The organism is Chromobacterium sp. ATCC 53434 (genome assembly GCF_002848345.1).
Taxonomy (GTDB): Bacteria; Pseudomonadota; Gammaproteobacteria; order Burkholderiales; family Chromobacteriaceae; genus Chromobacterium.
This window is the reverse complement of the sequence record NZ_CP025429.1, coordinates 78,190-104,376: the sequence shown is the minus strand read 5'-3', so window position 1 is coordinate 104,376 and position 26,187 is coordinate 78,190. Positions and strand designations below refer to the sequence as shown.

The following is a 26,187-nucleotide window of genomic DNA, read 5'->3' as shown; positions in this document are numbered from 1 at the left end:
GGGCCATCGCAAAGCGGTGGCCCGCAGTTTTCAATGAACGCACCCCACACCCCGCTGCTGCAGGCCGACGCGCTCAGCGTCTCGCTGTCCGGCACTCCCATACTCGATTCGCTGTCGCTCAGCTTCGCGCCCGGCGGCGTCTACGCGCTGTGCGGCCCCAACGGCTGCGGCAAGAGCACGCTGCTGCGCAGCCTGGCCGGGCTGATCGCGCCCAGCGCCGGCGAAGTGCGGCTGGCCGGCGAGCCGCTGGCGGCGATGCCGGCGCGCGCCCGCGCCAAGCGGCTGGCGCTGCTGGCACAAAGCCACACGCAGCCGCCGGGCCTCAGCGTCGCCGAACTGGTCGCCTGCGGCCGCTTCGCCCACGGCGGCTTCAACCACAGGCTGAACGCCGACGACAGGCAGGCGATAGAACGCGCACTGGCGCTGACCGGACTGGCCGAACTGGCCGGCCGCGAGCTCTCGACGCTGTCCGGCGGCCAGCGCCAGCGCGCCTGGCTGGCGATGGCGCTGGCCCAGGGCGGCGAGGTGCTGCTGCTGGACGAGCCGACCACCTATCTCGACGTCCACCACCAGCTGGAAATGCTGTCCACCGTCCGCGGCCTGAACCGCGAGCACGGCCTGACCGTGGTCTGGGTGCTGCACGACCTGAACCAGGCCGCCGCCTTCAGCGACGAGCTGCTGCTGATGAAGGCCGGCCGTCTGCGCGCGCGCGGCACACCGGACGAGATCATGCGGCCCGAGCTGTTGAAGGAAGTGTTCGACGTCGACATGTGGCGGCTGCCCGACAGCCACCCGCCGGTCTGCCTGCCCCGTTACCGGACGGAGGCCGCATGGCAGCCGTCGGCCTGAGCGCGGCGATGCCGCTGCCGCGACGGCTGGTTCCGCTGGCCGCGGCGCTGCTGCTCGGCTGGCTGCTGCTGCGCCTGTATCCGGCCGGCTACGCCGACGCGGCCACCGCCGACGCGGTGCTGTGGCAGCTGAAACTGCCGCGGCTGGTCGCCACGCTGCTGGCCGGTTCCGCCCTCGGTCTCGCCGGCGCGCTGCTGCAGCTGTCCACCCGCAATCCGCTGGCCGCGCCCAGCGTGCTCGGCGTCACCGCCGGCGCCCAGCTGGGCCTGCTGCTCAGCCTGCTGTTGCCGGCCGGCCTCAAATTCATCGGCGTGCCCGCCATCTTCGCCGGCGGCCTGCTGGCCGCGCTGCTGACCTTCGCCGTCGCCGGCGGCTGGCGCGCGTCGCCACTGCGCCTGGTGCTGGCCGGCACCGCCACCGGCATGCTGCTGGCGGCGCTGTGCTCGCTGCTGCTGATCCTGAACGAGCAACACATCGCCGGCGCCGCGCTGTGGAACGCCGGCAGCCTGTTCCAGAACGGCTGGGGCGGCGTGCGCCAGGCGCTGCCGTGGCTGCTGCTGGCCGCGGCCGGCGCCTGGTGGCTGCGCCAGCCGCTGGCGGTGCTGGGCCTGGGCGACGAGGCCGCCGCCAGCCTGGGCCTGCCGCCGGACCGGCTGCGCCGCCGCGTATTGCCCATCGCCACGCTGCTGTCGGCGGCGGCGGTGTCGCTGGCCGGCCCTATCGCCTTTATCGGCCTGATCGCCCCGAACGCGGCGCGGCTGTGCGGCGCCTGGCATCCGCGCCGCCTGGTACCGGCCGCCGCCGCCGCCGGCGCGCTGCTGCTGGCGCTGGCCGACGCGCTGGTGCAAGAGGCCGGCAGCGGCGGCGGCCTGCCGCTGGGCGTGGCCGCCGCGCTGATCGGCACGCCGCTGCTGCTGTGGCTGATCCAGCGCCAGGACCGGCTGCTGCCGCCGCAGACAGACGGCGCCGCGCTGCAGTCCCCGGTCCGCCGCTGGCCCTTGCTGCTGCTGGCGCTGGCCGTGCCGCTGCTGTTGTGGTTCGGCCTGCACCACGGCGCCCGCCCGCTGCCGGCCGGCGCGCTGGCCGACTGGCTGGCCGGCCGCCCCGGCCCCGGCGAGCTGCTGGTCGAGCTGCGCCTGCCCCGGCTGCTGCTGGCGCTGGCCGCCGGCGCCCTGCTGGCGCTGTCCGGCCAGCTGCTGCAACAGGTGGTCAACAATCCGCTGGCCGGCCCGGAGCTGATGGGCGTCTCCCAGGGCGCCGGCCTGTCCGCGCTGGCGCTGCTGCTGGCCTGGCCGGCCGCGCCGCTGCCGGCGCAATGGCTGGCGGCGCTGCTGGGCGCCCTGCTGGTGCTGGCCGTGGCGCTGCTGCTGAACCGCCGCCACGATTACCAGCCGCTGCGGCTGGCGCTGACCGGCATCGCGCTGTCGGCGCTGCTGGCGGCGCTGTCGACGATGCTGGTGGTATCGGCCAAGGTGCAGGCGGCCCAGGCGGTGGTCTGGCTGGCCGGCAGCAGCTACGGCAAGGGCATGGACAGCGCGCGGGCGCTGCTGCCCTGGCTGGCGCTGGCCTTGCCCGGCCTGTGGCTGGCGCGCGCGCTGGGCTTTCTGGCGCTGGGCGACGAACAGGCGCGGGCGCTGGGCGTGCCGGTGGCCAGGCTGCGACTGGCCGCGCTGGCGCTGAGCGCGCTGGCCGCCGCCGCCGCCGTCGCGGCGGTCGGGCCGGTCGGCTTCGTCGGCCTGGCCGCGCCGCATCTGGCCGGCCTGCTGACCGGCAAGGCGCCGCGCTGGCGCCTGGCCACCGCGATGCTGGCCGGCGCGCTGCTGGCCGGCGCCGCCGACGTGCTCGGCCGCAGCCTGCTGGCGCCGCTGGACGTCCCGCTGGGCCTGGCCACCGCCGCGATAGGCGCGCCGTACCTGCTGATCCTGCTGGCGCGCCAGCGCCGCCGCTCGCCATGGAACTGAACGCGCTGCTGTCCGGCGAGCTGGCGCCGTACCGGGAAGCCTGGCGCGTCGAACGCCACGCCGACGCGCTGCCGCTGTCCGCCTTGATCGACGGCTCGCGGCTGCCGGAAGCGCTGGCGGCGCTGGAGCGCAGCCATCCGGGCGCGCCGCGCCGCGCCCAGGTATCGCAATGGGCCAAGCACTATCTGCGCCTGCTGCTGCCGATGGCGGTGGCCGGCGCCGTCGCCGGCCTGGTGATGCCGCTGTCCCCGGCCCGCGTCGGCCTGCGCCTCGGCGACGACGGCCTGCCGGCGGCGCTGGAGGTGGACCATCTGGGACTGCCGCTGGCGGACGCCGACCTCGCCGAACGCTACCGGCCGCTGCTGGTCGATCATCTGCCGCCGCTGCTGGAGCGGCTGGCCGACTACGGCAAGCTCAGCCGCCGCGTGCTGTGGAACAGCGCCGGCAATCTGATCGAGCACCTGCTGCAGCACTGGCGCGACGACGGCCTGGAAGCCGCCGCCATCCACGCCGACTGGCTGTTCCAGCCACGCCGCCGCGACGACGGCGGCCACAATCTGCTGTGGCAGCCGGTGCGCTACGTCGAATCGTTCCTGCCGCCGGTGCCGTCGCCGGTACGGCTGCGCCGGCTGTGCTGCCTGCGCTACGAACTGCCGGGCGAGGTGTGCTGCGCCACCTGCCCGCTGCTGCCCAATAAATCCGAGGAAGAACTGCATGCCCTGCTCCGCCGCTGGCGCGCCGCCGAATCCTGAGCGCCGCCGCTGCCTCGCCGGCCTCGCCGCGCTGGCGCTGGCCGCGCCGGCGCTGGCCGCCTCCCGCCCGCTGCGGGTGGTGGCGCTGGAATACAATCTGATCGAGATGCTGCTGACGCTGGGCCTGGCGCCCATCGGCGCCGCCGACCTGAAGGGCTACCGGCGCTGGGTCGGCATCGGCGGCGAGCGGCTGGCGTCCGCCGCGTCGGTCGGCAGCCGCCAGCAGCCGTCGCTGGAAGCCATCGTCGCGCTGCGGCCGGACCTGATCGTCGGCGTCGATTTCCGCCACGCGCCGTTGCTACCGCTATTGCAGCGCATCGCGCCGACGCGGCTGATGGCCAGCCAGCACCGCGGCGACGGCCTCGCCAATATGCGCGTCGACTTCCTGCAACTCGCCGGCTGGTGCGGCCGCCAGGCCGAGGCGGACCGGGCGCTGGCCAGGCTGGACGGCGAGCTTGCCGGCGCGCGCCGGGCGCTGGCCGCCCGCGCCGGCCGCCGGCTCGGCGTGCTGCAGGGCCTGGCCGGCTCGCCGACCTGCTGGGCCTTCGCCGCCAACAGCCTGCCCGGCGGCATCGTCGGCGCGCTGGGCATGCGAAACGCCTGGCCGCAGGACGACGCCACCCAGGGCATCGTCGCCGTCGGCGTCGAGACGCTGCTGAACGAGCGGGCCGACCTCGCCGTCATCGCCGATCCGCGCGCCGACTTCACGCAGGGCGCGCTGTGGTCGCGGGTGCCGGCGCTGGCCGAGCGCCGCGCCGCGCGGCTGCCGCCTGACAGCTGGACCTTCGGCGGCCCGGAATCGGCCGCGCGGCTGGCCGGGCGGCTGAGCCAGGCGCTGCTGAAACTGTAGCGCCGCGGCGGCCATAAACCTGACGGCATTTCAAGCCATTTGATGATAGTGATTAGCGTTTAGTTGTATTTGCGCCAATCCCTTGCCATTTGTTCAAATAAGAATGGTATTAATTCTCATTCGTTAATTAAGATGAGCCCGCTTTCCCACCGCGCGGTGGGATTCCGGCTCATATATCACCGCAAAACGACATGAAAAAATACGCACTCGCAGCCCTGCCGCTGGCCATGCTGGCCGCCTACGCCCAAGCCGAGGACCCGGCCACCCTGGACCGCGTCATCGTCACCGCGCCCAGCGCGCAACCGACCAGGATCAGCGAACTGCCCGGCACCGCCTGGGTGGTCGGCGCCGAGGAGATCCAGCAGCAGGCCAAGGCCGGCGTGCCGCTGAAGGAGGCGCTGGGCAAGCTGGTGCCCGGCCTGGACATCGGCTCCGAAGGCCGCAGCAACAATGACCAGAACCTGCGCGGCCGCAGCATGCTGGTGATGATAGACGGCGTGTCGCTGAACGCCTCGCGCAGCCTCAGCCGCCAGTTCGACGCCATCGATCCGTTCAACATCGAGCGCATCGAAGTGCTGTCCGGCGCCAGCGCGCTGTACGGCGGCGGCGCCAGCGGCGGCATCATCAACATCATCACCAAGCACGGCGAGAGCGGCCCGGCGCGCTTCACCACCGAGATCGGCGCCCGCAGCGGCTTCCAGGCCAGCGACGACCACGACCTGCGCATCGCCCAGTCGGTCAGCGGCGGCAACGACATCGTGGCCGGCCGTCTGGGGCTCGCCTACCAGCAGAACGGCGGCGCCTACGGCGGCGACGGCAAGCAGATCTTCACCGACATCACCCAGACCGACCTGCAGTACAACCGCTCGCTGGACCTGATGGGCAATCTGGACGTCAAGCTGCCCGGCCGGCAGAAGCTCAGCCTGATGGCGCAGTACTACGACTCCGGCTACGACGGCGATCGCGGCCTGTACATGGGCAAGAACCTGATCGGCGCGCTGCCGTCGCTGAACAAGAACAAGTCCGACCCCAGCCAGCTGCAGATGCGGGACGGCTTCGACAGCGACCGCACGCCGCAGACCAAGCGCTGGATGGCGCAGTTCAGCTATTTCAGCCCCGACGTGCTGGGCGGCCAGGACTTCTACCTGCAAGGCTCGGCGCGCCAGGAGAAGGTGGATTTCTTCCCCTTCCCCGGCAATACCTCGACCAAGCCGACCGTGGTCTATTTCGGCGCCTCGCAGCAAAACACCAGCCAGCAGAGTCTTAAGGCGGTGCTGACCAAGGACTGGAACAAGACCTTCAGCCTCAGCTACGGCCTGGAAGCCAGCCGCGAGAACTTCGACGCCAACCAGATGCTGTTCGATCTGAACACCGCGCTGCAAAGCGGCGGCATGCAGCTGAGGCAGATCGCCCAGATCGGCCGCTACCCGAATGTGGAAACCACCGGCCTGTCCGCCTTCGCCCAGGGCAAGTGGAACCTGACCGACAAGCTGAGCCTGAACGCCGGCCTGCGCCAGCAGCAGATGAAGACCTCGGTCGACGACTTCGTCGCCTTCAACCAACAGGTCTATCTCGCCACCGGCGTGCTGAAGTCGGCTGCCGCGGTGCCGGGCGGCAACAAGAGCTACGACGTCACGCTGCCGAATATCGGCGTGGTGTACAAGCTGATGCCGGGCAGCCAGCTGTGGGCCAATTACTCGGAAGGCTTCGACCTGCCGGACGGCGCCAAATACTACGGCCAGGGCAATTACACCGCCGGCGGCCAGCTGATCCAGGGCGTCAGCGTCGCCAACTCGGCGCTGGACGGCATCAAGACCCGCCAGATCGAGCTGGGCTGGCGCTTCAACCGCAACAACTGGGAAATCCAGGCCGCGCCGTTCTACGCCTGGTCGGACAAGGCGCTCAGCTACGACAAGACCACGCTGCTGATCCAGGAGCTGTCGCAGAAAGTCCGCACCTACGGCCTCGAGGGCCAAGTGGCGTACAACTTCAGCGAGCACTGGCGCCTGGGCGGCAATCTGCTGGCGATCAAGTCCGAGCAACAGAACGCGAACGGCGGCTGGGGCAAGCAGACGGTCACCAGCGCCAGCCCGTCCAAGACCGGTCTGTTCGTCGACTGGAACCAGGGCAACGCCACGCTGCGGCTGCAGGGCCAGAAGATCTTCGATCTGGACGACGCCAGCGGCAACAAGCTGAACGGCTACGCCACCGCCGACCTCTTGGGCAGCTACAAGCTGCCGGTCGGCACGCTGAGCTTCGGCGTGCAGAACCTGTTCAACAAGACCTACCAGACGCTGTGGAGCCAGCGCGCCGCCATCTACTACGGCAGCATCGTCACGCCGCAGACGGTCTACTACCAGGGCCGCGGCCGCACTTACGGCCTGAGCTACAGCGTCAGCTACTGATCGCGCGACGCGCCGGCAAGACCGGCGCCGCCGTCTATCGTCCCCGCCCGCGTCCGCCGGCGGGGATTTTTTCGCCTCAGCCGGGCCGGCGGCGCGCCGGCTCGCTGTCGTGCAGGAAGCGGGTGTACAGGTCGCGCGGCGGCTGGACGCCGCACTGGAACAGCACGCGGCCGGCGGCGCCGCGGTGGTAGCCGCCGTGGGTGATCACCTGCATCAGCATCTCGGCGCGGCTCATCCGACCGCGGTCGCCGTCGGTGAAGGTGAAATCGACAATCTCGGCCAGCTCGGCCGCGGACAGGCTGGCCGCGTAGCCGACGTACCAGTCGTCGGTCTCGCGCACCGCGGCCAGCAGCGCGGCCGCCTCCGGCGTTTCCGGCGTGTTGGTGGCGGCGTAGCCGTGCGGCAGCCGCCGCAGATTGCCGGCGAAGATGCGGTCGACCACATGGATGTGGTTGAGGATGCGGATCGCGGCGTGCCGCTGCTCGGCGTGCGCCGCCGGGTCCAGCGCCGCCACCATCGCGTGCAGTTCCTCGTCGGCCCAGGCCTTGTAGCGGAACAGCGAGGCGAACAGTTCGGTGCTCATCGTCGGACTCCCCTGCCGGTCGTTTTGGACACGCGGCCGATTATCGCACCGCCGCGCCGCCGCCACCATACCGTCGACATATCGGTTTCAGCGCCCGTAGGCCGCCAGGAACACCCTGACCGCTTCCGCCACCCGGCCCGGACGCTCGGCCTTCGGCGCGTACTCGTCGATCAGGCCGGTCATCATCGCCGCCTGGCATTCCGACATCAAGAGGCCGTGAAAATGCATCGCTGCCGTCCACGGGTCGGCTTCACGCAGCCGGCCGGCGCCGATCTCGACGGCCATGAAGGCCGACAAGCGGGTCCATCCGGTCTTCGGGCCGTTCTCGTAGAACAGCTTGCCCACCTCGCTGCGGCTGCCGCCGCCCATCACGATGGCGTGCAGCGCGCGCAGCTGCGGGCTGAACAGATTGTCGACGAAGGCCAGGCCGAAATCGCGCAGCGTCGCCGCCAGATCGCCGCCCGGCTGCAATTTGACGTAGGAAGAGGACAGCTCGGCCGTCAGTTCGCCCATCACGTCGAGGAACAAGGCCTCCTTCGACGAAAAGTAGTTGTACAGCGTGGCCTTGGAGCCGCCGGCCCGGGCCGAAATCTCCGACATCGACGCGGCCTCGTAGCCGCGCTCGACGAAGACCTCGGTCGCCGCCACCACCAGGGCCTGGCGCTTGTTTTCGCTTTTTGTACGCATGTTTATCCATAAACTGAACTGTACGGTTCAAATTTTCTTGACAGATAATCTCACCTCGCCATATAACTATACCGTACCGTACAGTTAAATCAAATCGCAATGGGACAGAGACGATGAGAACCGTATATTTCCGCTGGCGGCCGCTGCCTGCCGCCGGCCTGGCAGCGTCGCTGGCGCTGCTGGGCGGCTGCGCCGCGCTGCCCGACATGGGCCCGGCGCCGCAGATCAAACCGCTGCAACAATACCAGAATACGCAGAGCCTGCCCGTTGCCGGCGATCAATGGACCGACGACCAGTGGTGGCTGAAGTACCGGGACCCGCAGCTGAACCGGCTGATGGACGAGGCGCTGAGCCAGGCGCCCGACCTCGCCGCCGCCCGCGCCCGCGTCGAACGCGCCGAGGGTCTGGCCGAACAGGCCGGCGCCGCGCGGCTGCCCGGCTTGGACCTGAACGCCTCTCTGAGCCGCAACAAGCAGAGCTACAACAACGGCATGCCGGTGCCGTCCGGCTTCGCCAACAGCGCCCGCGCCACGCTGGACTTCAGCTACGAGCTGGACTTCTGGGGCAAGAACCGCGCGTCGGTCGCCGCCGCGACCTCGGAATTGACCGCCGCCCGCGCCGATGCGGCCCAGGCCAGGCTGCTGTTGACCGCCTCGCTGGCCGCCGGCTACGCCGAGCTGGCGAAGGGCTTCGCCGAACGCGACGCCGCCGCCCAGGCGCTGGACGTGCGCGTCCATACCGCGACGCTGATGCGCGAACGCCAGAGCCAGGGCATGGAGACGCTGGGCAGCGTGCGCCAGGCCGAATCGCGCGAGGCCGCCGCCCGCGCCGACCTGGCCGCCGCCGACGAGAGCATCGCGCTGCAACGCCACAGCCTGGCGGCGCTGATCGGCGCCGGACCGGACCGCGGCCTGGCCATCGCCCGCCCGGCCGCCGACCTGTTTCGCGAACAAAAGCTACCGGCGACGCTGGCGGCCGAGCTGTTGGGCCGCCGACCGGATCTGGCGGCCGCGCGGCTACGCGCCGAGGCCGCGGCCCGCCGCATCGGCGTCGCCGAGGCCCAGTTCTACCCCAACGTCAGCCTCACCGCCTTCGTCGGCGCCCAGTCGCTGGGGCTGGGCCTGTTCGACAAGGCCGGTTCCGGCATAGCCGGCGTCGGTCCGGCGATCAATCTGCCCATCTTCCGCGGCGGCCAGCTGCGAGGCCAGTACCGCTCGGCGCGCGGCGACTACGACGCCGCCGTCGCCAGCTACGACGCCACGCTGGGCCAGGCCTTGCGCGAAGTGGCCGACGCCGTCACCAGCCAGGCCGCGCTGACGCCGCAGCTGGAACAGCGCCAGGCGGCGCTCGACGCCGCCGGCGAAGCCTACCGCGTCAGCCGGGACCGCTATCAGGGCGGGCTGGCCAACTATCTGGACGTGCTGACGGCCGAGGACGGCGTGATCGCCAGCCGCCGCGCCCTGGCCGATCTGCAAACCCGCCGCTTCTCGCTGGACGTCGCGCTGATCAAGGCGCTGGGCGGCGGCTACCGACAAGCCGAAGCCGCCCGCTGAGGCCGCCGGCAAACCCACATCAAGGAATCCCCACCATGAGCGAAAACGCACAAGCGCTGCCGGCCTCCGCCGCCCCCGCAGCCCCCGCCGCAGCGGGCCGTCCGCTGCAACGCAAGAAACTGTTCACCCTGCTGTTCGGCGTCGTCGCCACGGCGGCCGTCGCCTACGGCGGCTACTGGACACTGGTCGGCTCCCGCCATGTCAGTACCGACAATGCCTATGTCGCCGCCGAAATCGCCCAGGTCACGCCCGAGGTGGCCGGCACCGTCAAGGCGGTGCAGGTCGTCGACACCCAGCCGGTCAAGGCCGGCGACGTGCTGGTGGTGCTGAACGACAGCGACGCCCGCCTCGCGCTGGCCCAGGCCGAAGCCGACCTCGCCCGCGCCGAGCGCCGGGTGAAGGGTTACTTCGCCAACGACGAGGGCCTGTCGGCCCAGGCCCAGGCGCGCAGCGCCGACGAGGCCCGCTCGACGGCCCAGCTGGCGTCGGCCCGCGCCGACCTCGAACGCGCCAAGCTCGACCTGCAGCGCCGCCAGGCGCTGGCGAAAAGCGGCTCGGTGTCCGGCGAGGAATTGAGCAACGCGCAGAACGCCTACGCCACCGCGCAGGCCAGCCTGAAGGCCGCCGAGGCCGCCAGCCGCCAGAGCGAGGCCAACTACCGCGCCGCCGTCGGCAGCCTGAAGGCCAACCAGACGCTGACCGCCGACACCACGGTGGCCGACAATCCGGAAGTGGCGCTGGCGCGCGCCAAGCGCGACCAGGCCAGGCTGGACCTCTCCCGCACGGTGATCCGCGCCCAGATCGACGGCGTGGTGGCCAAGCGCCAGGCCCAGGTCGGCCAGCGCGTGCAGTCCGGCACGCCGCTGATGTCGGTGGTGCCGCTGCAGAACGCCCACGTCGACGCCAACTTCAAGGAAGTGCAACTGAACAAGGTCCGCGTCGGCCAGCCGGTGGAACTGACCGCCGACCTGTACGGCGGCAAGGTGGTCTACCACGGCAAGGTCGCCGGCCTGTCCGGCGGCTCCGGCGCCGCCTTCGCGATGATTCCGGCGCAGAACGCCACCGGCAACTGGATCAAGGTGGTGCAGCGGCTGCCGGTGCGCGTCGCGCTGGACCCGGCCGAATTGAAGGCCCATCCGTTGCAGGTGGGCCTGTCGATGGAAGCCACGATAGACGTCAGCGAGTGAGGCCCCCATGTCTAGCGCGAATCCCGTCGGCGGCGGCGTCCAGCAGCCGCTGACCGGCAATATGCTGTGGCTGGCGGCGCTGGTGCTGGCCGCCGCCAACTTCATGGTGGTGCTGGACACCACCATCGCCAACGTCTCGGTGCCCAATATCGCCGGCGGCCTGGCGGTGTCGTCCAGCCAGGGCACCTATGTCATCACCTCCTACGCGGTGGCCGAGGCCATCATCGTGCCGCTGACCGGCTGGCTGGCGGCGCGCCTGGGCACCGTGCGGCTGTTCGTCGGCGCCATGCTGCTGTTCGGCCTGTTCTCGATGCTGTGCGGCCTGGCCGGTTCGCTGGAGACGCTGGTGCTGTTCCGCGTGCTGCAGGGCCTGGCCGGCGGCCCGCTGATGCCGATGTCGCAGACGCTGCTGCTGCAGATCTTCCCCAAGGAAAAGGCCGGCGCGGCGATAGGCTTGTGGAGCATGACCACGCTGGTGGCGCCCATCATGGGCCCGATACTGGGCGGCACGCTGTGCGATCAGGTCAGCTGGCCGTGGATCTTCTACATCAATGTGCCAATCGCGCTGGGCTGCGGCTTCGTCGGCTGGAGGCTGCTGAAGCGCTACCAGAGCCAGACGGCCAGGCTGCGCATAGACGTCGTCGGACTGGCGCTGCTGATGGTGTGGGTGGCCTCGCTGCAACTGCTGCTGGACAAGGGCAAGGAACTGGACTGGTTCGGCTCGCCCGTCATCGTCGGACTGGCCATCGCCGCCGTCGTCGGCTTCGCCGCCTTTCTGATCTGGGAGCTGACCGAGGCCCAGCCCATCGTCAACCTCAGGGTGTTCCGCCACCGCGGCTTCTGGGCCAGCGTGCTGACCATCTCGCTGGCGTTCGGATCGTTCTTCGGCGCCACGGTGCTGACGCCGCAATGGCTGCAGGCCTATATGGGCTACACCGCCACCCAGGCCGGCTACGCGACGGCGATGAGCGGCATCCTGGCGGTGATGGTGGCGCCGATCGCCGCCAGGCTGTCGACCCGGCTGGACCCGCGCCGTCTGGTGTTCTGCGGCGTGATGTGGCTGGGCTGCGTCACCTTGTACCGCAGCTTCTCCACCACCGACATGGGCTTCTGGCAGGTGGCGCTGCCGCTGCTGTTCCAGGGCCTGGGCATGCCCTTCTTCTTCGTGCCGCTGACCGGGCTGGCGCTGTCCAGCGTGGAGCCGGCCGAAGTGGCCTCGGCCGCCGGCCTGATGAGCTTCATGCGCACGCTGTCCGGCGCCTTCGCCACCTCGCTGGTCACCACCGCCTGGGACGACAAGGCCAACTACAACCACGCCGAACTGGTCGGCATGGTGGACGGCGGCGGCGACGCGCTGCGCGCGCTGCAAGGCGGCGGCCTGTCCGACGCCACCGCCTGGGGCGTGATCGAACAGACGCTGCAGGCGCAGAGCATCATGCTGTCGACCAACCAGATCTTCTGGCTGGCCGGACTGTCCTTCATCGTCGCCGCCTGCGCGATCTGGCTGGCGCCCAAGCCCGGCCGCGTCGCCGACACCAGCCAGGCCCACTGAGTTTCTCCATCCCCGTTTCACCAGCTTGCCCCGCGCCCTTGTGGCCGGGGCTTTTTTTCGCCCTGTCTCGAAGGCCGGCCTTTACATGCGGCCTCCATCTTGTAACAGACGTTTACATAGGCCGCGTGCTATCAATATGCCGTAAAAATAATTCAGGCCGGCACAGCCGGCAGCGCCTCCGCCCCACTCAACGCAGACAGGAAACCCTCAGCAATGAACCATACGATCAAGCGGCTGGCGCTGACCCTCGCCGCCGCGCTCGCCGCCCAGGCCGCCTCGGCCGCGCCGTTCCAGCCGATACACCACGACGCCTTCGCCCAGTCCTGCCAGGCGCTGTGGGGCAAGGCGGCCACCCGCAGCCGCTGGGTGAAGGACGACGGCCAGGGCGGCCTCGCCTATGCGCCGCTGAACGGCAACGGCGACCACATCATGGACTTCTCCAGCGCCGGCTATATGGGCGGCGGCGTCGCGCTGCCGGCGGCGCCGGTCAAAGCCACGGTCAAGCCCAGCGGCAACGCCGCCAGCGACCTCGCCAACATCCAGGCCACCATCGCCAAGGTGGCCGCCTTGCCGGCGGCGAACGGCGTGCGCGGCGCGGTGCTGCTGGCCCCCGGCACCTTCCTGCTCGAGGCGCCGATCACGCTCGCCAGCGACGGCGTGGTGCTACGCGGCAGCGGTTCCGGCGCCGGCGGCACCGTGCTGAAGGCACAGGGCGCCGGCCACGTCATGCTGAGCCTGGGCGGCGCGAGCGCCAGCCTGACGCCGGTCGGCGCGGCCGCCGCGATCGCCGACGGCTACCTGCCGTCCGGCGCCAGCGTGATCCACGTTGCCGACGCGTCCGGCTTCAAGCCCGGAGACGCGGTGATGGTGCGCCGCCGCGCCAGCGCCGAATGGATACACTTGATGGACATGGACCAGCTGGTCCGCGACGGCAAGCCGCAAACCTGGATCAACGCCGGCAACAACAACGAGTACTGGCTGCGCGTCGTCGCCGCCGTCGACGGCAAGGCGTTGACGCTGGACGCGCCGCTGTCCGACTCATTCGACAGCGGCTATCTGGGGACGAACGGCGGCAGCGTGCAGAAATACTCGGCCTCCGGCATCGCCGGCCGGATCGGCGCCGAGCATCTGGCGCTGGAAGGCCAGCCGCGCGGCGGCGGAACCGACTACTCGGTGGCCACGCTGGACAATCTGGCCGACGGCTGGCTCAACGACATCCAGGCGCACAACTTCACCGGCGGCGTCGTCGTCGGCAAGCAGGGGCGGCGGCTGACGCTGGAAAAAGTGGCGCTGAACCACGACCACAACAATGTCGACTGCTCCGGCGCCAAGGAATTCGAATTCAGCATCGCCGGCAGCCAGGTGCTGGTGGACCGCAGCGCGTCCAACGGCAGCAAGAAGTCGTTCTACTACGCCACCCAGGCCCAGGCCGGCGGCCCCAATGTGCTGCTGAACTTCAGCGGCCGGGCCGAGGCCTGCGGCAATATCGAGCCGCATCAGCGCTGGGCCACCGGCCTCTTGGTCGACAACGCCGACGTCGGCGGCGCGATCGCGCTGGGCAACCGCGGCGCCGACGGCAGCGGCCACGGCTGGAGCATCGGCTGAGGCGTCGTGTGGAATGCCAAGGCGGACCAGCTGGCCGTCGCCGCGCCGCCGGGCGCCACCAACTGGGCGATAGGCAGCAGCGGCACGCTGAACCCCGATGTGCCGGACGCGCAGGGCGTGCCGGTGCCGCCCACGCTCGGCGCCGTCGATTCGGCCAATGTCCGCGTCGGCCCGGACAGCCTCTACCTGATGCAGCTGTGCCAGCGGCTGGGGCCGCAGGCGGTGAGGAATATCGGCTACTGATCCTCGCCGACCGACACCGCAGTCCAGGAGGCCCGTTCGGGCCTCTTTTCTTGCCCGCCTCTCTTCCGTCCGCCTGGCCCCCCGCGCGGCGCCGCCAAATGTATCCAATATATTGTCCGAGACTATCTGGATTGGCCCGGTTTTATCTAAAAGCGCAGTTAGAGATATTGCTATTCATAAGCCAGAGCCATCTCGCTAGTATGAATAGGCACGATGCTTTTCCGTGTAAATAACAGCCATGCCAAGAAGGGACAGAAAGAAATGCAAGACAAAAAGTGCGTACTGATTGTTGATGGCAGCCTTCCGCTGGGCGTCATCGCCAATACGGCGGCGGTACTCGGCGCCAGCATCGGAAAACTGCGCCCGGAAATGATAGGCCATGATTTGCCGGACAGCGCCGGGCATCTGCATCAAGGCATTACCACCATCGGAATTCCGATATTGAAAGGCGACGGCGAACTGTTGAAAAGCATGCGCGCCAAGCTGAAAGAGTTCGAACCAGAACTATTGGTGATCGACGTCATCAGCGCCACCCGCACCACCCGCTCTTATGAAGAATACGCCGCGGTCCTGAAACAGGGCCCCGAAGAGCAAATCGAATATTTCGGACTCGCGCTGTTTGGCGATAAGAAGACCGTAACGCAACTGACCGGCGACCTTGGTTTATTGCGTTGATTTAGCCACCTCGACTTTATCCTGAAAAGCAATACGATCATGACTCAACAAGCCATCACCATCGAGAAAAAAGCCGTCAATGCCCCGCGCTATCTGATTCCGGAAGCGGAATACGATTACGATCATCCGGAAGTGGTATTCTGGACCAATCACTTCATGGCCGAAGCCAACAAGCGCAATGTATTCGCCAATATCAAGGCCACGCTGAAAAGCAAGCGCTCGCTGATCTCCGCCGACACCATGGCCACCGCCTGGTACGACTTCACCTGTTACGTTCCGACCTTCATCACCAAGGCCGTCGCGCAGACCGACGATCCGGAACGCCAGCACCACCTGATCCAGATCGCCTACGACGAGCTGGGCGGCCGCGACAAGAACTACATCCACTCCAAGCTGTTCCTGGACGCGATCAACGAAGTCGGCGTGCAGGTCATCCCCAACGCCTCCGGCTCCTCGATCAAGGAAATCCTCCAGGTGCTGGACCGCACGCTGGTCAACACCACCAGCCAGTACGGCATCGTCGGCCTGTTGATGAGCTTCGAAATCATCGCCGAGGAAAACATCGAGGTGCTGTTCGAGAACCTGTGCCACGACGAGCGCTGCGCCGACATCCTGTCCGCCACGCCGTTCTTCAAGATCCACCGCGCGGACGAGACCGAGCACATCCGCCACTCGGTCGCCAACTTCCTGCGCTTCTGCACCACCGAGACCCAACGCCAGGAATTCCAGCAGTCCTTCGACGAAGGCATCGACTTCTGGCACCGCTTCTGGGATCAGTGCTCGCGCCTGATCAACCTGGAAGCCGACCTGCGCGCCTGCGCCTAATCCTCCCCATCCTCGCCGCCACCGCCCCGCAAACCGGGGGCGGCGGGGACGGCTTCGCCCAGAAAGACCATCCGCATGAAGACAGTCGTATTCATCGAAACCAATTTCAGCGGCCTGGACGCGCTCCTCTACTGCAAGACCAGAGGCTACCGCGCCGTGCTCGTGACCGACAGCTTCGATCGCTTCCGTAAATGGTTCCCGGCCTCCTGCCTGTACAAGCTGGACCTGGCGGACCAGATCGTCTCCGTCAAGGACTCCAATGATTTGGACGAGGTGCTGGCGGCGCTGAAACAGCAGGTGGGCGTCGTGGACGCCTTGCTGACCTTCGCCGAGATCCGCACCCAGGTCGCCGCCCGCCTGTGCCGCGCGCTCGGCCTGCGCGGCAGCAATCCCGAGGCGGTCGCCATCACCCAGGACAAGTTCCAGTTCCGCCAGACCCTGCTGGAAAAGGGCGCCGACACCGTGAAGTGCGAGCGCCTGGACCGCATCGAGGACTTGCCGGCGCGACAGGACAAGCTGAACTTCCCCTGCTTCCTCAAGCCGCTGCAGGGGCACTCCAGCATCGGCGCCGTCATCTGCCGCGACCGCGCCGACATCGGCCGCATCGTCGAGGAGCTGGCCGGCATCCGGGAAGACTGGATCTCGCCGGACTTCGTCGCCGAGGACTATCTGGACGGCCATCTGGTCAGCGTGGAAATCCTGACCACCGCCGCCGGCCAGCACCAGGTGGTCGGCGTCGCCGACCGCGACGTGATCAAGGACAGCATCGAGATCGGCGCCTCCTTCCCCTGGCACGACACCGACCGCGACGCCGTCGCGGCGATGGCCTGCGCGGCGCTGGACGCCATCGGCTACGACTTCGGCGCCTCCCACGTCGAAATCATCGTGACCGACAGCGGCCCGCACCTGGTCGAGGTCAATACCCGCGTCGGCGGCAGCGGCCATTCCATCATGCTGGACCTGTCCACCGCGCGCTCCATCGTCGGCGACTATGTCGACCTCTGCCTGGGCACGCTGGAAGAGCGTCAGCCGCTGTACCGCTTCAAGCAGGGCGCGGCGTGGAAATGCTTCGTCAGCCCGCAGGCCGGCGTCATCCGCAGCATGCCGTCGACGGAGGAGATCAAGCTTCGCGCCGGCGTGCAGGAAGTCTGGCTGCACCACGAGGTCGGCGACGAGCTGCAGGAGCTGAACTCCAACTACAGCTGGATCGTGCAAGTCATGTGCACCGGCAAGGATCAGCAGGAAGCCAAGCTGAACGCCGCCCGCGCCATCGACTTCGTCGCAGCGCAGACCGTGATCGGATAAAGGCGCCCACATGATCCAGCTCAACAGGGGCAGGCTTAACCTACTGCTAAGCACGTCCGCCTTCACCATTTCGTCGGCCGGCTCCGTGCTGCTGCACATCGTGCTCGCCGTCACCGTCTACGCCAAGACGCAATCGGGGCTGATGACGTCGATCTTCATCTCGCTGCAATGGCTGCCGGCCTTGCTGGTGGTGCTGTACCGCAGCGACTGGGACCACGGCATGAACCCGCGGACGCGATGGTATCTGCTCGACATGGTGTCGGCCGTGATGACCCTGCCGGTCCTGCTCTTCGTCTCGCAGGGCGAGTATCTGGCGGTAGCGGGCCTGCTGCTGGTTCGCGGGCTGGTCGACCACGTCAACCGGATCAACAAGACCGTCGCCAGCCGCGTGCTGTTTCCGAAGGCGAAGGCGACCCACTACGCGTCCTTCCTGCAATCGAGCTATCACGTCGGGATCGGGCTGGCCGCGGTGCTCGGCGTCTTCGTCGCCAACAAGATCGACATCCGCCTGGTGGTGGCGCTGGACGCCGTCACCTTCGTGGTATCGGCGCTGCTGGTCTTCCTGACCCGCAGCATAGAAGAGCTCGGCGACACCGGCAGCCCGCAGCGGCGCACGCTCGCCGTCCGCGTCAAGGAATACCGCGACGCGCTGAACGGCGACCGCCGCCTGTTCATCTGCGCCCTGCTGCCGCCGCTGACCGCGACCTTCTTCCAGGGGACCTACAGCACCCTGCAGCCGATCTTCCCGATCCAGAAGCTGGGTCTGGGCTCCGGCGCGGTGTCGGCGTCCTACATCCTGGCCAGCGTCGCCATCATCGCCGGCTCGTCGTCGTTCTCGTTCTTCTGCAAGAAATACCGGTTGTTCGAGCGCCCCTTCGGCCAGACCCAGCTGTTGACCGCCGGCCTGTCGCTGGTAGCGGCGGGGCTGTACGTCGCCACCGTCTGCGTGCGGCAGCCGCTGGCCAGCGCCGCGCTCTTCACCCTGATGATCGTCGTGTTCGAGTTCGTCTGGATGATGGGTTTCAGCGGCATCGTGGCCTTCGCGCCCAAGGGACAGCTGGGCTCGGTGTTCGGCATCTCCTTCGCCGTCGGCTGCCTGTGCGCCAGCGTGCTGTCGACCGCGGTCGGCATGCTGCTCGACCACCTGGGCCACGACTACCTGCTGATGATAGGGACGCTGATGACCGCCTACCTGCTGATCATCAGCCTGGCCGTCGCCAGCTACAAATCGCCGGTTCCGGCATTTTCATCGAATTGAGGCCGCCGGAGCCCGGCGGCAGAACCATTCAATCACCATTTAACGAGGCATCGCATCATGGCTAACTGGATTCGCAACGAACTGTGCGCACTGACCGAAGAAAACCTGAACCTGCTGATGGATTTCAAGATCCCCGGCATCATCGTCGAAAACTTCATCCCGGTCGAAACCTGTGAGCGGGTGGCGCAGCGGCTGCGCGAGACGGCCTTCGACAACTACGACCACCTGAAGGACATCCCGGTCCATCACATCGGCCTGTGCCACAACCAATGGGCCCATTCGGAGAAGCCGATCTACTTCGACAAGAAGGATCAGGCCCAGCAAGTGATAGACGAGATCTACGACAGCCTGAACATCGATCCGGTGGCGATGGTCATCGACGCGCTTGCCCAGACCGGCCGCCCGGTCGGCCTGTTCGAGGAGCCCGGCTTCGGCCAGTACTTCGCCGGCGCCTTCCGCAGCTTCCGCGGCCACGGCCGCCTGCACGCCGACCACGCGCCCAGCCACATCAAGCAGCCGTGGTCCGTCACCGAGATCAGCCGCCAGATGACCTGGAACATCTACTACAGCATGCTGAACACCGGCGGCGAACTGGTGATCTACGACACCATCCACACCGCCGCCAACGACCACATGAAGGTGCCGGGCGAGTACTACTTCCCCTACGAGGTGCTGGAGCGCGAGGACCACCTGCGCATCCGTCCGAAAGTGGGCGACCTGATCCTGTTCAACACGCAGAACTTCCACGAGATCCTGGGCAATACCGACGGCCACCGCATCTCCCAGACCTCCTTCATCGGCCTGAAACAGGACGGCAGCCTGGGCCTCTGGTCCTAAGCCCGCGCCACACGCGACGCCGGGCGTGGCCCCACCGCCGCCGCCCGCCCGGCCTTTACCGCCCCCATCCGGATTCCACGCAAAATGAACAAGAAAATCGCTCCCCTGCTGGCGGCGCTGCTCGGCGCCGCGCCGCAACTGTCGCACGCGGCCCCGGCCGACGACACCCTGGTGTATTGCTCCGAGGGCAGCCCCGAATCGCTGAACCCGCAGATCACGCTGTCCGGCACCGCCCGCAACGCCACCACCACCACGCTGTACGACCGCCTGGTGGATTTCGCCCCCGGCGGCTCCCGCGTCGCGCCGGCGCTGGCGGAAAGCTGGACCGTGTCCGCCGATCAGAAAACCTATGTCTTCAAGCTGCGCCGCGGCGTCAAATTCCACAAGACCGCCTTCTTCACGCCCAGCCGCGACTTCAACGCCGACGACGTGCTGTTCTCGTTCAACCGCCAACTGAAGGCCGACCATCCGTTCCACGCGGTCGGCGGCGGCAACTACCAGTACTTCCAGGGCATGGGCATGGACAAGCTGATCGCCTCGGTCGGCAAGATAGACGACTACAGCGTGCGCATCGTGCTGACCCGGCCGGAAGCGCCGTTCCTGACCGATCTGGCCATGCCCTTCATGTCCATCCTGTCCGCCGAATACGGCGGCCGCCTGCAGAAGGCCGGCCGGCCGGCCGACATCGACATCCTGCCGGTCGGCACCGGCCCCTACGCCTTCAGCAGCTATCTGAAGGACAGCACGATACGCTACGCCGCCAATCCGCAGTACTGGGGCGCCAAGCCCAAGATCCGCAATCTGGTGTTCGCGATCACGCCCGACGCCAGCGTGCGACTGCAGAAAATGAAAAAGGGCGAATGCCAGATCGCGGTGTCGCCGTCCCCGGCCGATCTGCAGATCATTCGCGACAACCGGCAACTGCGGCTCAGCGAGCAGGACAGCATGAACATCGGCTACCTGGCGATGAACGTCGAGAAGCCGCCGTTCAACAATGTGCTGGTACGCCGCGCCGTCGCCTACGCGCTGAACAAGCAGGCCTATGTCAACGCGGTCTACCTGGGCAACGCCAAGGTCGCGATCAACCCGTACCCGCCGACCATGTGGTCCTACACCGACAAGGTGCAGACCTATGGCTACGACCCGGTCAAGGCGCGCGCGCTGCTGGCCCAGGCCGGCTACGCCAAGGGCTTCAGCACCACCTTGTGGACGCTGCCGGTCAGCCGCCCCTACAACCCCAACGGCCGCAAGATGGGGGAAATGATGCAGGCCGATCTGGCCAAGGTGGGCATCAAGGTCGAGCTGGCGACGTTCGACTGGGCCACCTATCTGGACAAGGTCAAGCGCGGCGAGCACCAGATGGTGCAGCTGGGCTGGTCCGGCGACAACGGCGATCCGGACAACTTCCTGTACACGCTGCTCAGCTGCGACTCCGTCACCCGGGGCTCCAACAACTCTCGCTACTGCCAGCCGACGTTCAACAAGCTGATCAGCGACGCCCGCCGCACCGACGACGCCAAGGTCCGCAGCAAGCTCTACCAGCAGGCGCTGCAGCAGCTGAGCAAGGACGAGCCCATCATCCCGATCGCGCACTCCAAGGTCTACCGCGTGCTGAGCGCGCGCGTGAACGGCTTCGTCGTGAATCCGTTCGACATGGACTACTTCGCGCCCCTGTCGTATCAGAACCGCTGAGAGCCGAGCGCATGATCAAGTTAGGGACCTTACTCTGCACCCTGCTCGGCATCACGCTGATCGCGTTCTTCGTGATCCGGCTGGCGCCGGGCAACCCGGTGCTGCTGATGATAGGCGAGCGAGGCGCCGACCCCAGGCAATACCAGGAGGCGCTGCACCGGCTGAGCCTGGACAGGCCGCTGTTCGAGCAGTATCTCGGCTTTGTCGGCCGGGCTTCCGGCGGCGACTTCGGCTCGTCCATCGTCTCCGGCCGCTCGGTGCAGACCGAGTTGCTAGCGCGCTGGCCGGCCACCATCGAGCTCGGCGTCGCGGTGATCCTGCTGTCGCTGCTGGTGGGCGTGCCCGCCGGCGTGATCGCCGCCATCCGCCGCCGCAGCGTCGTCGACAAGCTGATCACCGTCGGCTCGCTGATAGGCTATTCGATGCCGGTGTTCTGGCTGGGCCTGGTGCTGATCCTGGTGTTCTCCGAGATGCTGGGCCTGACGCCGGTTTCCGGCCGGCTGGACATCGCCTTCGACATCCGGCCGGCGACCGGCTTCATGCTGATCGACACCCTGCTGCCCGAGGCGACCGCCCGCTACGGCCTGGACGCCTTTTTCAGCGCGCTGCACCACCTGCTGCTGCCGACGCTGACGATGGCCGCGACGCCTATCGCCGTCTTCGCCCGCATGACGCGGGCCAGCATGAGCGAGGTGCTGGGCGAAGACTATATCCGCACCGCGCGCGCCAAGGGCCTGGCCGCGCTGCGCATCATCTGGCTGCACGCGCTGCGCAACGCCCTGCTGCCGGTGATCACCGTCGGCGGACTGTTCTTCGTCAGCTCGGCGATAGCCGGCGCCATTCTGACCGAGACCATCTTCGGCTGGCCCGGCGTCGGCAGCTACATCGTCAACAGCGTCTACGCCCGCGACTACCCGGTGATCCAGGGCAGCATCCTGCTGATCGGCGTGCTGGTGATCCTGACCAATGCCGGCGTCGATCTGCTCTATCGCGTCGCCAACCCCAGAATGCGAGTCTGATCATGTCAAAACAGCCATTTTGGCCTTACCGCCCCTGGCGCCTCGCGACGGGACGGATGGCGCTGTACGGCACGCTGGCGCTGATGGCCCTCGGCCTGCTCGCGCCGCTCATCGTCCACCTCGACCCCTACGGCCTCAGCGACCGCCTGCGGTCCGCCCCCGGCCTCGCCGGCGGCCCGCTGCTGGGCACCGACGACCTGGGCCGCGACCTGCTGGCGCGCTTGGTCTACGGCGCGCGCAGCTCGATGGGCATCGGCTTCGGCGTGGTGACGGTATCGATGCTGACCGGCTCGCTGCTCGGCCTGCTCGCCGGCGTGTACGGCGGCTGGATCGACACCGTGATCACCCGCCTGACCGACATCGTCATGACCCTGCCCAGCATCCTGCTCGCCATCGTGGTGGTGGCGGTACTGGGACCGGGCCTGCTGAACATGACTGTCGCCATCACGCTGGTGGCGGTGCCGCGCTTCATCCGCATCGTCCGCTCGGTGGCCTCGCTGGAGATGAAAAAGCAATACGTGCAGGCCGCCCACACCTGCGGCTCGTCCCGCTTCACCATCCTGTGGTCGGAAGTGCTGCCCAATTGCTGGGGACCGATCATCGTCCAGGCCTCGCTGGGCTTCAGCGACGCCATCCTGGAAATCGCCGCGCTGGGCTTCCTCGGCCTGGGCGCCAGGCCGCCGCTCGCGGAATGGGGGACGATGCTGGCCGACGCCCGCCCCTTCATCGAGTCCAGCCCGTATCTCTTGGTGCTGCCGGGCATGTGCATCCTGGCCACCGTGCTGACCTTCAATCTGCTCGGCGACGCCCTGCAGGAAAAACTGGATCCGAAACTGGGAGGCCAGCCATGATCATCGACGTGCAGAACCTGACGGTCCGGCTGCCGTCGGCCGACGGCCCCAAAACCGTGATCCGCGACATCAGCTTCCAGCTGGAACGCGGGGAAGTCCTGGGTGTGGTCGGCGAATCCGGCTGCGGCAAGAGCGTCACCAATCTGGCGCTGATGGGCCTGCTGCCGCCCGGCGCCGGCGTCGAGGCCAGGCGGCTCCAGCTGTGCGGCCACGACTTGCTGACGCTGCGCAAGCGCGACTGGTCGGTCGTGCGCGGCCGCCGGGCGACGATGATTTTCCAGAATCCGATGAGCGCGCTGAACCCGTCGCTGACCATAGGCAGCCAGCTGGCGGAAACCCTGCGCCGGACCGAACCCGGTCTGGACAGGCGCGGCCTCGCGCGGCGCGGCGCCGAACTGCTGGAGCAGGTGGGCATCGCCTCGCCCGGCGCGCGGCTGGCCAGCTATCCGCACCAGCTGTCCGGCGGCATGGCGCAGCGCGCGATGATCGCGATGGCGCTGGCCTGCCGGCCCGAGCTGTTGATCGCCGACGAGCCGACCACCGCGCTGGACGTCACCATCCAGCGCCAGATCCTGGACCTGCTGCTGGAAGCGCGCCGTCAGCGCGGCATGTCCATCCTGCTGGTCTCGCACGATATCGGCGTGATCGGGGAATACACCGACCGCATCCAGGTCATGTATTCCGGCGAGATCGTCGAGACCGGCAGCGCGGCGATGCTGACCGGCCTGCCCGCCCACCCGTACACCCAGGGCCTGCTGGCGGCCCGCCCGACACACGCCTTGCCGCCAAAGACCGTCCTGCCGACGATACCGGGCACGGTGCCGCCGATAGGCCAGGCCATCGCCGGCTGTCGCTTCTCCTCGCGCTGCCCGCGCGCCGAGGCCGGCTGCGCGCAGCCGCCGGCGCTGAAGCCGCGCGTCGGCCATGGCGCGGCAACCTACCGCTGCCATCTCTGAGGACCGCCAATGTCACACGACATCATCACCATCGAACGGCTCTCCAAGCGCTTCCGCTCCGGCGGCTCGTGGCTGCGACCCGGCCACACCCAGGCGCTGGACCAGGTCTCGCTGCCGCTGCGCCAGGGCCGCACCCTGGCCGTGGTCGGCGAATCCGGCAGCGGCAAGAGCACGCTGGCCCGCCTGCTGCTGCAGCTGGAACGGCCCAGCGCCGGCGCGATCCGCATCGCCGGCCGGAACGACAGCGCCGACATCGCCGACATCCCGCTGCGCGACTATTACCACCGCGTGCAGATGGTCTTCCAGGATCCGTATTCCTCGCTGAACCCGCGCAAGCCGATCTGGCAGATCGTCACCACCGCGCTGGCCCGCCGCGGCGGACCGTCGCGCGAGGAGCGGATGCGGATCGCCGAGCAGCAGCTGCAGGCCGTCGGGCTGGGCAGCCAGTTCCTGCACGTGCTGCCCGGCGCCCTCAGCGGCGGACAGCGCCAGCGGGTCGGCATCGCCCGGGCCCTGGCCAGCCAGCCGGAGATCCTGGTGCTGGACGAGCCGCTGTCGGCGCTGGACATCTCGGTCCAGGCCCAGATCCTCAATCTGCTGCTGGAATTGCAGCAAAGACTGCGACTGACCTTCGTCTTCATCTCGCACGACCTGTCCGTCGTCCGCCACATCGCCGACGACGTGGCGGTGATGTATGCCGGACAGCTGCTGGAATACGGCGAGGCCGGCACCGTCATCGACTCGCCGCGCCATCCGTACACCCAGGCGCTGGTCGCCAGCATGCCCGGCCGGCAGGACGCGAAACGCGTGCCGCCACCGCCAGGCGAGCTGCAGACCGCCGCCGCAGGCGCGTCCGCCTGCGCCTTCGCCCCGCGCTGCGCGCAGGCCCAGCCCCGCTGCTCGGCCGAGCGGCCCGCCATGCGCGCGCTCGCCGACCGCAGCGCCGCCTGCTTCCTGATCGAGAACCGCCAATGAACGCCACACCCCCGTCCCTGTCGCTGCGGGTCACCTTCCGCGGCACCGACTACGTCGGCGACGCCGACCCGGACAAATCGATACTGGAAAACATCGAGGAGATGCTGTTGCCGATACCCAGCTCCTGCCGCAGAGGCCTGTGCGGCTCCTGCCGGGTACAGCTGGCCAGCGGCGAGCTTCACCCCCAAAAACACGTGCTGGAAAAGGGCCATGTGCTGTCCTGCTCGTCGCTGCTGCTCGGCGACGCCCACGTGATCATCCCCGACTGACCACCACAGGAGAACGCCGGTGAGCCTCGTCAACACGATATTGCAACGCAAATCCCAACCGCTGATAGACGGCGAAATCCCGCCGTCCGATCTGCAGGACATCTTCCAGTGCGCGCTGACCGCGCCGGACCACAAGCGGCTGCGCCCCTGGCGCTTCATCGTCTGCCATCCCGAGCACAAGGCGATGCTGATCGAGCTGATCGCCTCCTCCCGCCCGGAGGACAGCGGCCTGAGCGCGGCGTCCTACCGGGACAAGGCCGAGCGCAAGCTGCTGGCGACGCCGCACATCGTCATCTGCCTGCTCGACGTGAACCGGACCGCTCCGGTGCCGGAGATCGAGCAGGTGCTGTCGGCCGGCGCGTCGATCCAGAACATGGTCGTCGCCGCCGAGGCGCTCGGCTACCACTGCTTCTGGCGCACCGGCGAGTGGGCCTACAACCCGGCGCTGCGCGAAAAGCTGGGCCTGGGCGAACACACGCTGATCACCGGCTTCCTCGGACTGGGCCGCCAGCTCGATCCGGAAAAACGCGCGGCGCCCGTCAGCCGCCCGCCGCTGGAAAAGCACTTCAGCCGCCTGGACAAGCATCTGGCGCCGGCCGGCTAGTTCCTTGCCGCCGATTTTCATGTTAAATGGATATTCGATCGATACGGATTCCGCACAACCATAGGACAAAGAAACAATGATCAACCTGCTAATCGCGATGATGGTGTTCTCGCTGACGATGTCCATTTCCCCGGGCCCGGTGAACATGGTGATCGTCTCCTCCGGCGCCAATCACGGCGTGCGCCGCACCATCCCCTTCGTTTCCGGCGCCACCATAGGCTTCACGCTGCTGCTGATCTTCGTCGGCTTCTGGTTCCAGCAGATGATCAGCGCCTACCCGAGCTTTCTGATGTATCTGGAGCTGGCCGGCTCGGCCTTCATCATCTACGTCGGCTACAAGATCGCGATGTCGTCGCCGGAAATCTCGCTGGACAAGCGGGCCATCCCAACCTTCAGCCAGGGCTTCCTGCTGCAGTGGCTAAACCCCAAGGCCTGGATCTCCTGCGCCTCCGGCGTCGTGCTGTTCTCCAGCCCCAGCAGCCACAAGCCGCTGATCGCCTTCGTCGTCATCTACTTCCTGATCTGCTACCTGTCGCTGGCCGCCTGGGCGGTGCTGGGGGACCGGGTCTCGGTGCTGCTGAACACCCGGACGCGGATACGGGCCTTCAATATGCTGATGGGCGGCATGCTGATCCTGTCGGCCGGCTACCTGATCTACCTGCAGATACGGCAGTATCTGCACTGAGAACCGGCC

25 protein-coding genes are annotated in these 26,187 nt (G+C 68.1%); 23 read left to right on the top strand and 2 right to left on the bottom strand.

What is annotated here, in order from left to right; genetic code table 11:
* The first annotated feature begins 33 nt into the window (after positions 1-33).
* From CXB49_RS00460 to CXB49_RS00440, 5 genes are all read left to right on the top strand, one after another.
* Positions 34-849 (top strand): ABC transporter ATP-binding protein, encoded by an 816-nt coding sequence (locus CXB49_RS00460; protein ID WP_101706583.1) that lies wholly within the window; start codon positions 34-36, stop codon positions 847-849.
* The gene (locus CXB49_RS00455) at positions 831-2,810 is read left to right on the top strand and encodes an iron chelate uptake ABC transporter family permease subunit (RefSeq protein ID WP_101706582.1); all 1,980 of its coding nucleotides are present in this window, start codon (positions 831-833) and stop codon (positions 2,808-2,810) included. The genes CXB49_RS00460 and CXB49_RS00455 overlap by 19 nt, the downstream gene beginning before the upstream one ends.
* A complete protein-coding gene (fhuF, locus tag CXB49_RS00450) occupies positions 2,801-3,562 on the top strand; it encodes a siderophore-iron reductase FhuF (RefSeq protein WP_101706581.1) in 762 nt (253 codons plus the stop codon). The genes CXB49_RS00455 and fhuF overlap by 10 nt, the downstream gene beginning before the upstream one ends.
* The gene (locus CXB49_RS00445) at positions 3,525-4,412 is read left to right on the top strand and encodes an iron-siderophore ABC transporter substrate-binding protein (RefSeq protein ID WP_101706580.1); all 888 of its coding nucleotides are present in this window, start codon (positions 3,525-3,527) and stop codon (positions 4,410-4,412) included. Before fhuF ends, CXB49_RS00445 begins: the two co-directional genes overlap by 38 nt.
* 191 nt (positions 4,413-4,603) lie before the next feature.
* The gene (locus tag CXB49_RS00440; protein WP_101706579.1) at positions 4,604-6,817 is read left to right on the top strand and encodes a TonB-dependent receptor; all 2,214 of its coding nucleotides are present in this window, start codon (positions 4,604-4,606) and stop codon (positions 6,815-6,817) included.
* Between the two features lie 76 nt (positions 6,818-6,893).
* Here CXB49_RS00440 and CXB49_RS00435 read toward each other — a convergent pair whose 3' ends face one another.
* Together CXB49_RS00435 and CXB49_RS00430 are read right to left on the bottom strand one after the other, a co-directional pair.
* Positions 6,894-7,400 carry a DinB family protein gene (locus CXB49_RS00435; protein WP_101706578.1) on the bottom strand — a complete coding sequence of 169 codons (507 nt, stop codon included), beginning with the start codon at positions 7,398-7,400 and terminating at the stop codon, positions 6,894-6,896.
* Positions 7,401-7,487: 87 nt separating this feature from the next.
* The gene (locus CXB49_RS00430) at positions 7,488-8,087 is read right to left on the bottom strand and encodes a TetR/AcrR family transcriptional regulator (RefSeq protein ID WP_101706577.1); all 600 of its coding nucleotides are present in this window, start codon (positions 8,085-8,087) and stop codon (positions 7,488-7,490) included.
* Between the two features lie 113 nt (positions 8,088-8,200).
* On the opposite strand from CXB49_RS00430, the gene CXB49_RS00425 reads away from it, so the two are divergent.
* From CXB49_RS00425 to CXB49_RS00340, 18 genes are all read left to right on the top strand, one after another.
* On the top strand, positions 8,201-9,640 hold the full coding sequence (locus CXB49_RS00425) for an efflux transporter outer membrane subunit (RefSeq protein WP_101706576.1): 1,440 nt from the start codon (positions 8,201-8,203) through the stop codon (positions 9,638-9,640).
* 35 nt (positions 9,641-9,675) lie between these two features.
* Positions 9,676-10,827, top strand: coding sequence for an HlyD family secretion protein (locus CXB49_RS00420; RefSeq protein ID WP_199406747.1), 1,152 nt, complete (start codon positions 9,676-9,678; stop codon positions 10,825-10,827).
* Between the two features lie 7 nt (positions 10,828-10,834).
* Entirely contained in the window at positions 10,835-12,379 is a 1,545-nt protein-coding gene (locus CXB49_RS00415) for a DHA2 family efflux MFS transporter permease subunit (RefSeq protein WP_101706575.1), read from the top strand.
* Between the two features lie 213 nt (positions 12,380-12,592).
* Positions 12,593-13,984 (top strand): hypothetical protein, encoded by a 1,392-nt coding sequence (locus tag CXB49_RS00410; RefSeq protein WP_101706574.1) that lies wholly within the window; start codon positions 12,593-12,595, stop codon positions 13,982-13,984.
* A 6-nt stretch (positions 13,985-13,990) separates the two neighbouring features.
* Positions 13,991-14,227 (top strand): hypothetical protein, encoded by a 237-nt coding sequence (locus CXB49_RS00405; protein ID WP_101706573.1) that lies wholly within the window; start codon positions 13,991-13,993, stop codon positions 14,225-14,227.
* A 213-nt stretch (positions 14,228-14,440) separates the two neighbouring features.
* Entirely contained in the window at positions 14,441-14,902 is a 462-nt protein-coding gene (locus CXB49_RS00400; protein ID WP_233492900.1) for a DUF2000 domain-containing protein, read from the top strand.
* Between the two features lie 39 nt (positions 14,903-14,941).
* Complete coding sequence (locus CXB49_RS00395; RefSeq protein ID WP_101706572.1) at positions 14,942-15,727, top strand: iron-containing redox enzyme family protein; 786 nt, start codon at positions 14,942-14,944, stop codon at positions 15,725-15,727.
* A gap of 75 nt (positions 15,728-15,802) precedes the next feature.
* Positions 15,803-17,032: an ATP-grasp domain-containing protein gene (locus tag CXB49_RS00390; RefSeq protein WP_101706571.1), complete on the top strand. Its 1,230-nt coding sequence runs from the start codon at positions 15,803-15,805 to the stop codon at positions 17,030-17,032.
* A 10-nt stretch (positions 17,033-17,042) separates the two neighbouring features.
* Complete coding sequence (locus CXB49_RS00385) at positions 17,043-18,290, top strand: MFS transporter (RefSeq protein WP_101706570.1); 1,248 nt, start codon at positions 17,043-17,045, stop codon at positions 18,288-18,290.
* A 57-nt stretch (positions 18,291-18,347) separates the two neighbouring features.
* Positions 18,348-19,127, top strand: a complete 780-nt coding sequence (locus CXB49_RS00380) for a 2OG-Fe(II) oxygenase (protein WP_101706569.1) — start codon at positions 18,348-18,350, stop codon at positions 19,125-19,127.
* An 84-nt stretch (positions 19,128-19,211) separates the two neighbouring features.
* A complete protein-coding gene (locus tag CXB49_RS00375) occupies positions 19,212-20,819 on the top strand; it encodes an ABC transporter substrate-binding protein (protein ID WP_101706568.1) in 1,608 nt (535 codons plus the stop codon).
* 11 nt (positions 20,820-20,830) lie between these two features.
* A complete protein-coding gene (locus tag CXB49_RS00370) occupies positions 20,831-21,838 on the top strand; it encodes an ABC transporter permease (RefSeq protein WP_101706567.1) in 1,008 nt (335 codons plus the stop codon).
* A 2-nt stretch (positions 21,839-21,840) separates the two neighbouring features.
* Positions 21,841-22,689, top strand: coding sequence for an ABC transporter permease (locus tag CXB49_RS00365; protein ID WP_101706566.1), 849 nt, complete (start codon positions 21,841-21,843; stop codon positions 22,687-22,689).
* On the top strand, positions 22,686-23,645 hold the full coding sequence (locus CXB49_RS00360; protein ID WP_101706565.1) for an ABC transporter ATP-binding protein: 960 nt from the start codon (positions 22,686-22,688) through the stop codon (positions 23,643-23,645). Before CXB49_RS00365 ends, CXB49_RS00360 begins: the two co-directional genes overlap by 4 nt.
* A 9-nt stretch (positions 23,646-23,654) precedes the next feature.
* Positions 23,655-24,620, top strand: coding sequence for an oligopeptide/dipeptide ABC transporter ATP-binding protein (locus CXB49_RS00355; RefSeq protein WP_101706564.1), 966 nt, complete (start codon positions 23,655-23,657; stop codon positions 24,618-24,620).
* Positions 24,617-24,889, top strand: coding sequence for a 2Fe-2S iron-sulfur cluster binding domain-containing protein (locus CXB49_RS00350; protein ID WP_101706563.1), 273 nt, complete (start codon positions 24,617-24,619; stop codon positions 24,887-24,889). The genes CXB49_RS00355 and CXB49_RS00350 overlap by 4 nt, the downstream gene beginning before the upstream one ends.
* Before the next feature lie 19 nt (positions 24,890-24,908).
* Complete coding sequence (locus CXB49_RS00345) at positions 24,909-25,493, top strand: nitroreductase (protein WP_101706562.1); 585 nt, start codon at positions 24,909-24,911, stop codon at positions 25,491-25,493.
* A 76-nt stretch (positions 25,494-25,569) separates the two neighbouring features.
* Positions 25,570-26,178, top strand: coding sequence for a LysE family translocator (locus CXB49_RS00340; RefSeq protein WP_101706561.1), 609 nt, complete (start codon positions 25,570-25,572; stop codon positions 26,176-26,178).
* The last annotated feature ends 9 nt before the right edge of the window (positions 26,179-26,187 follow it).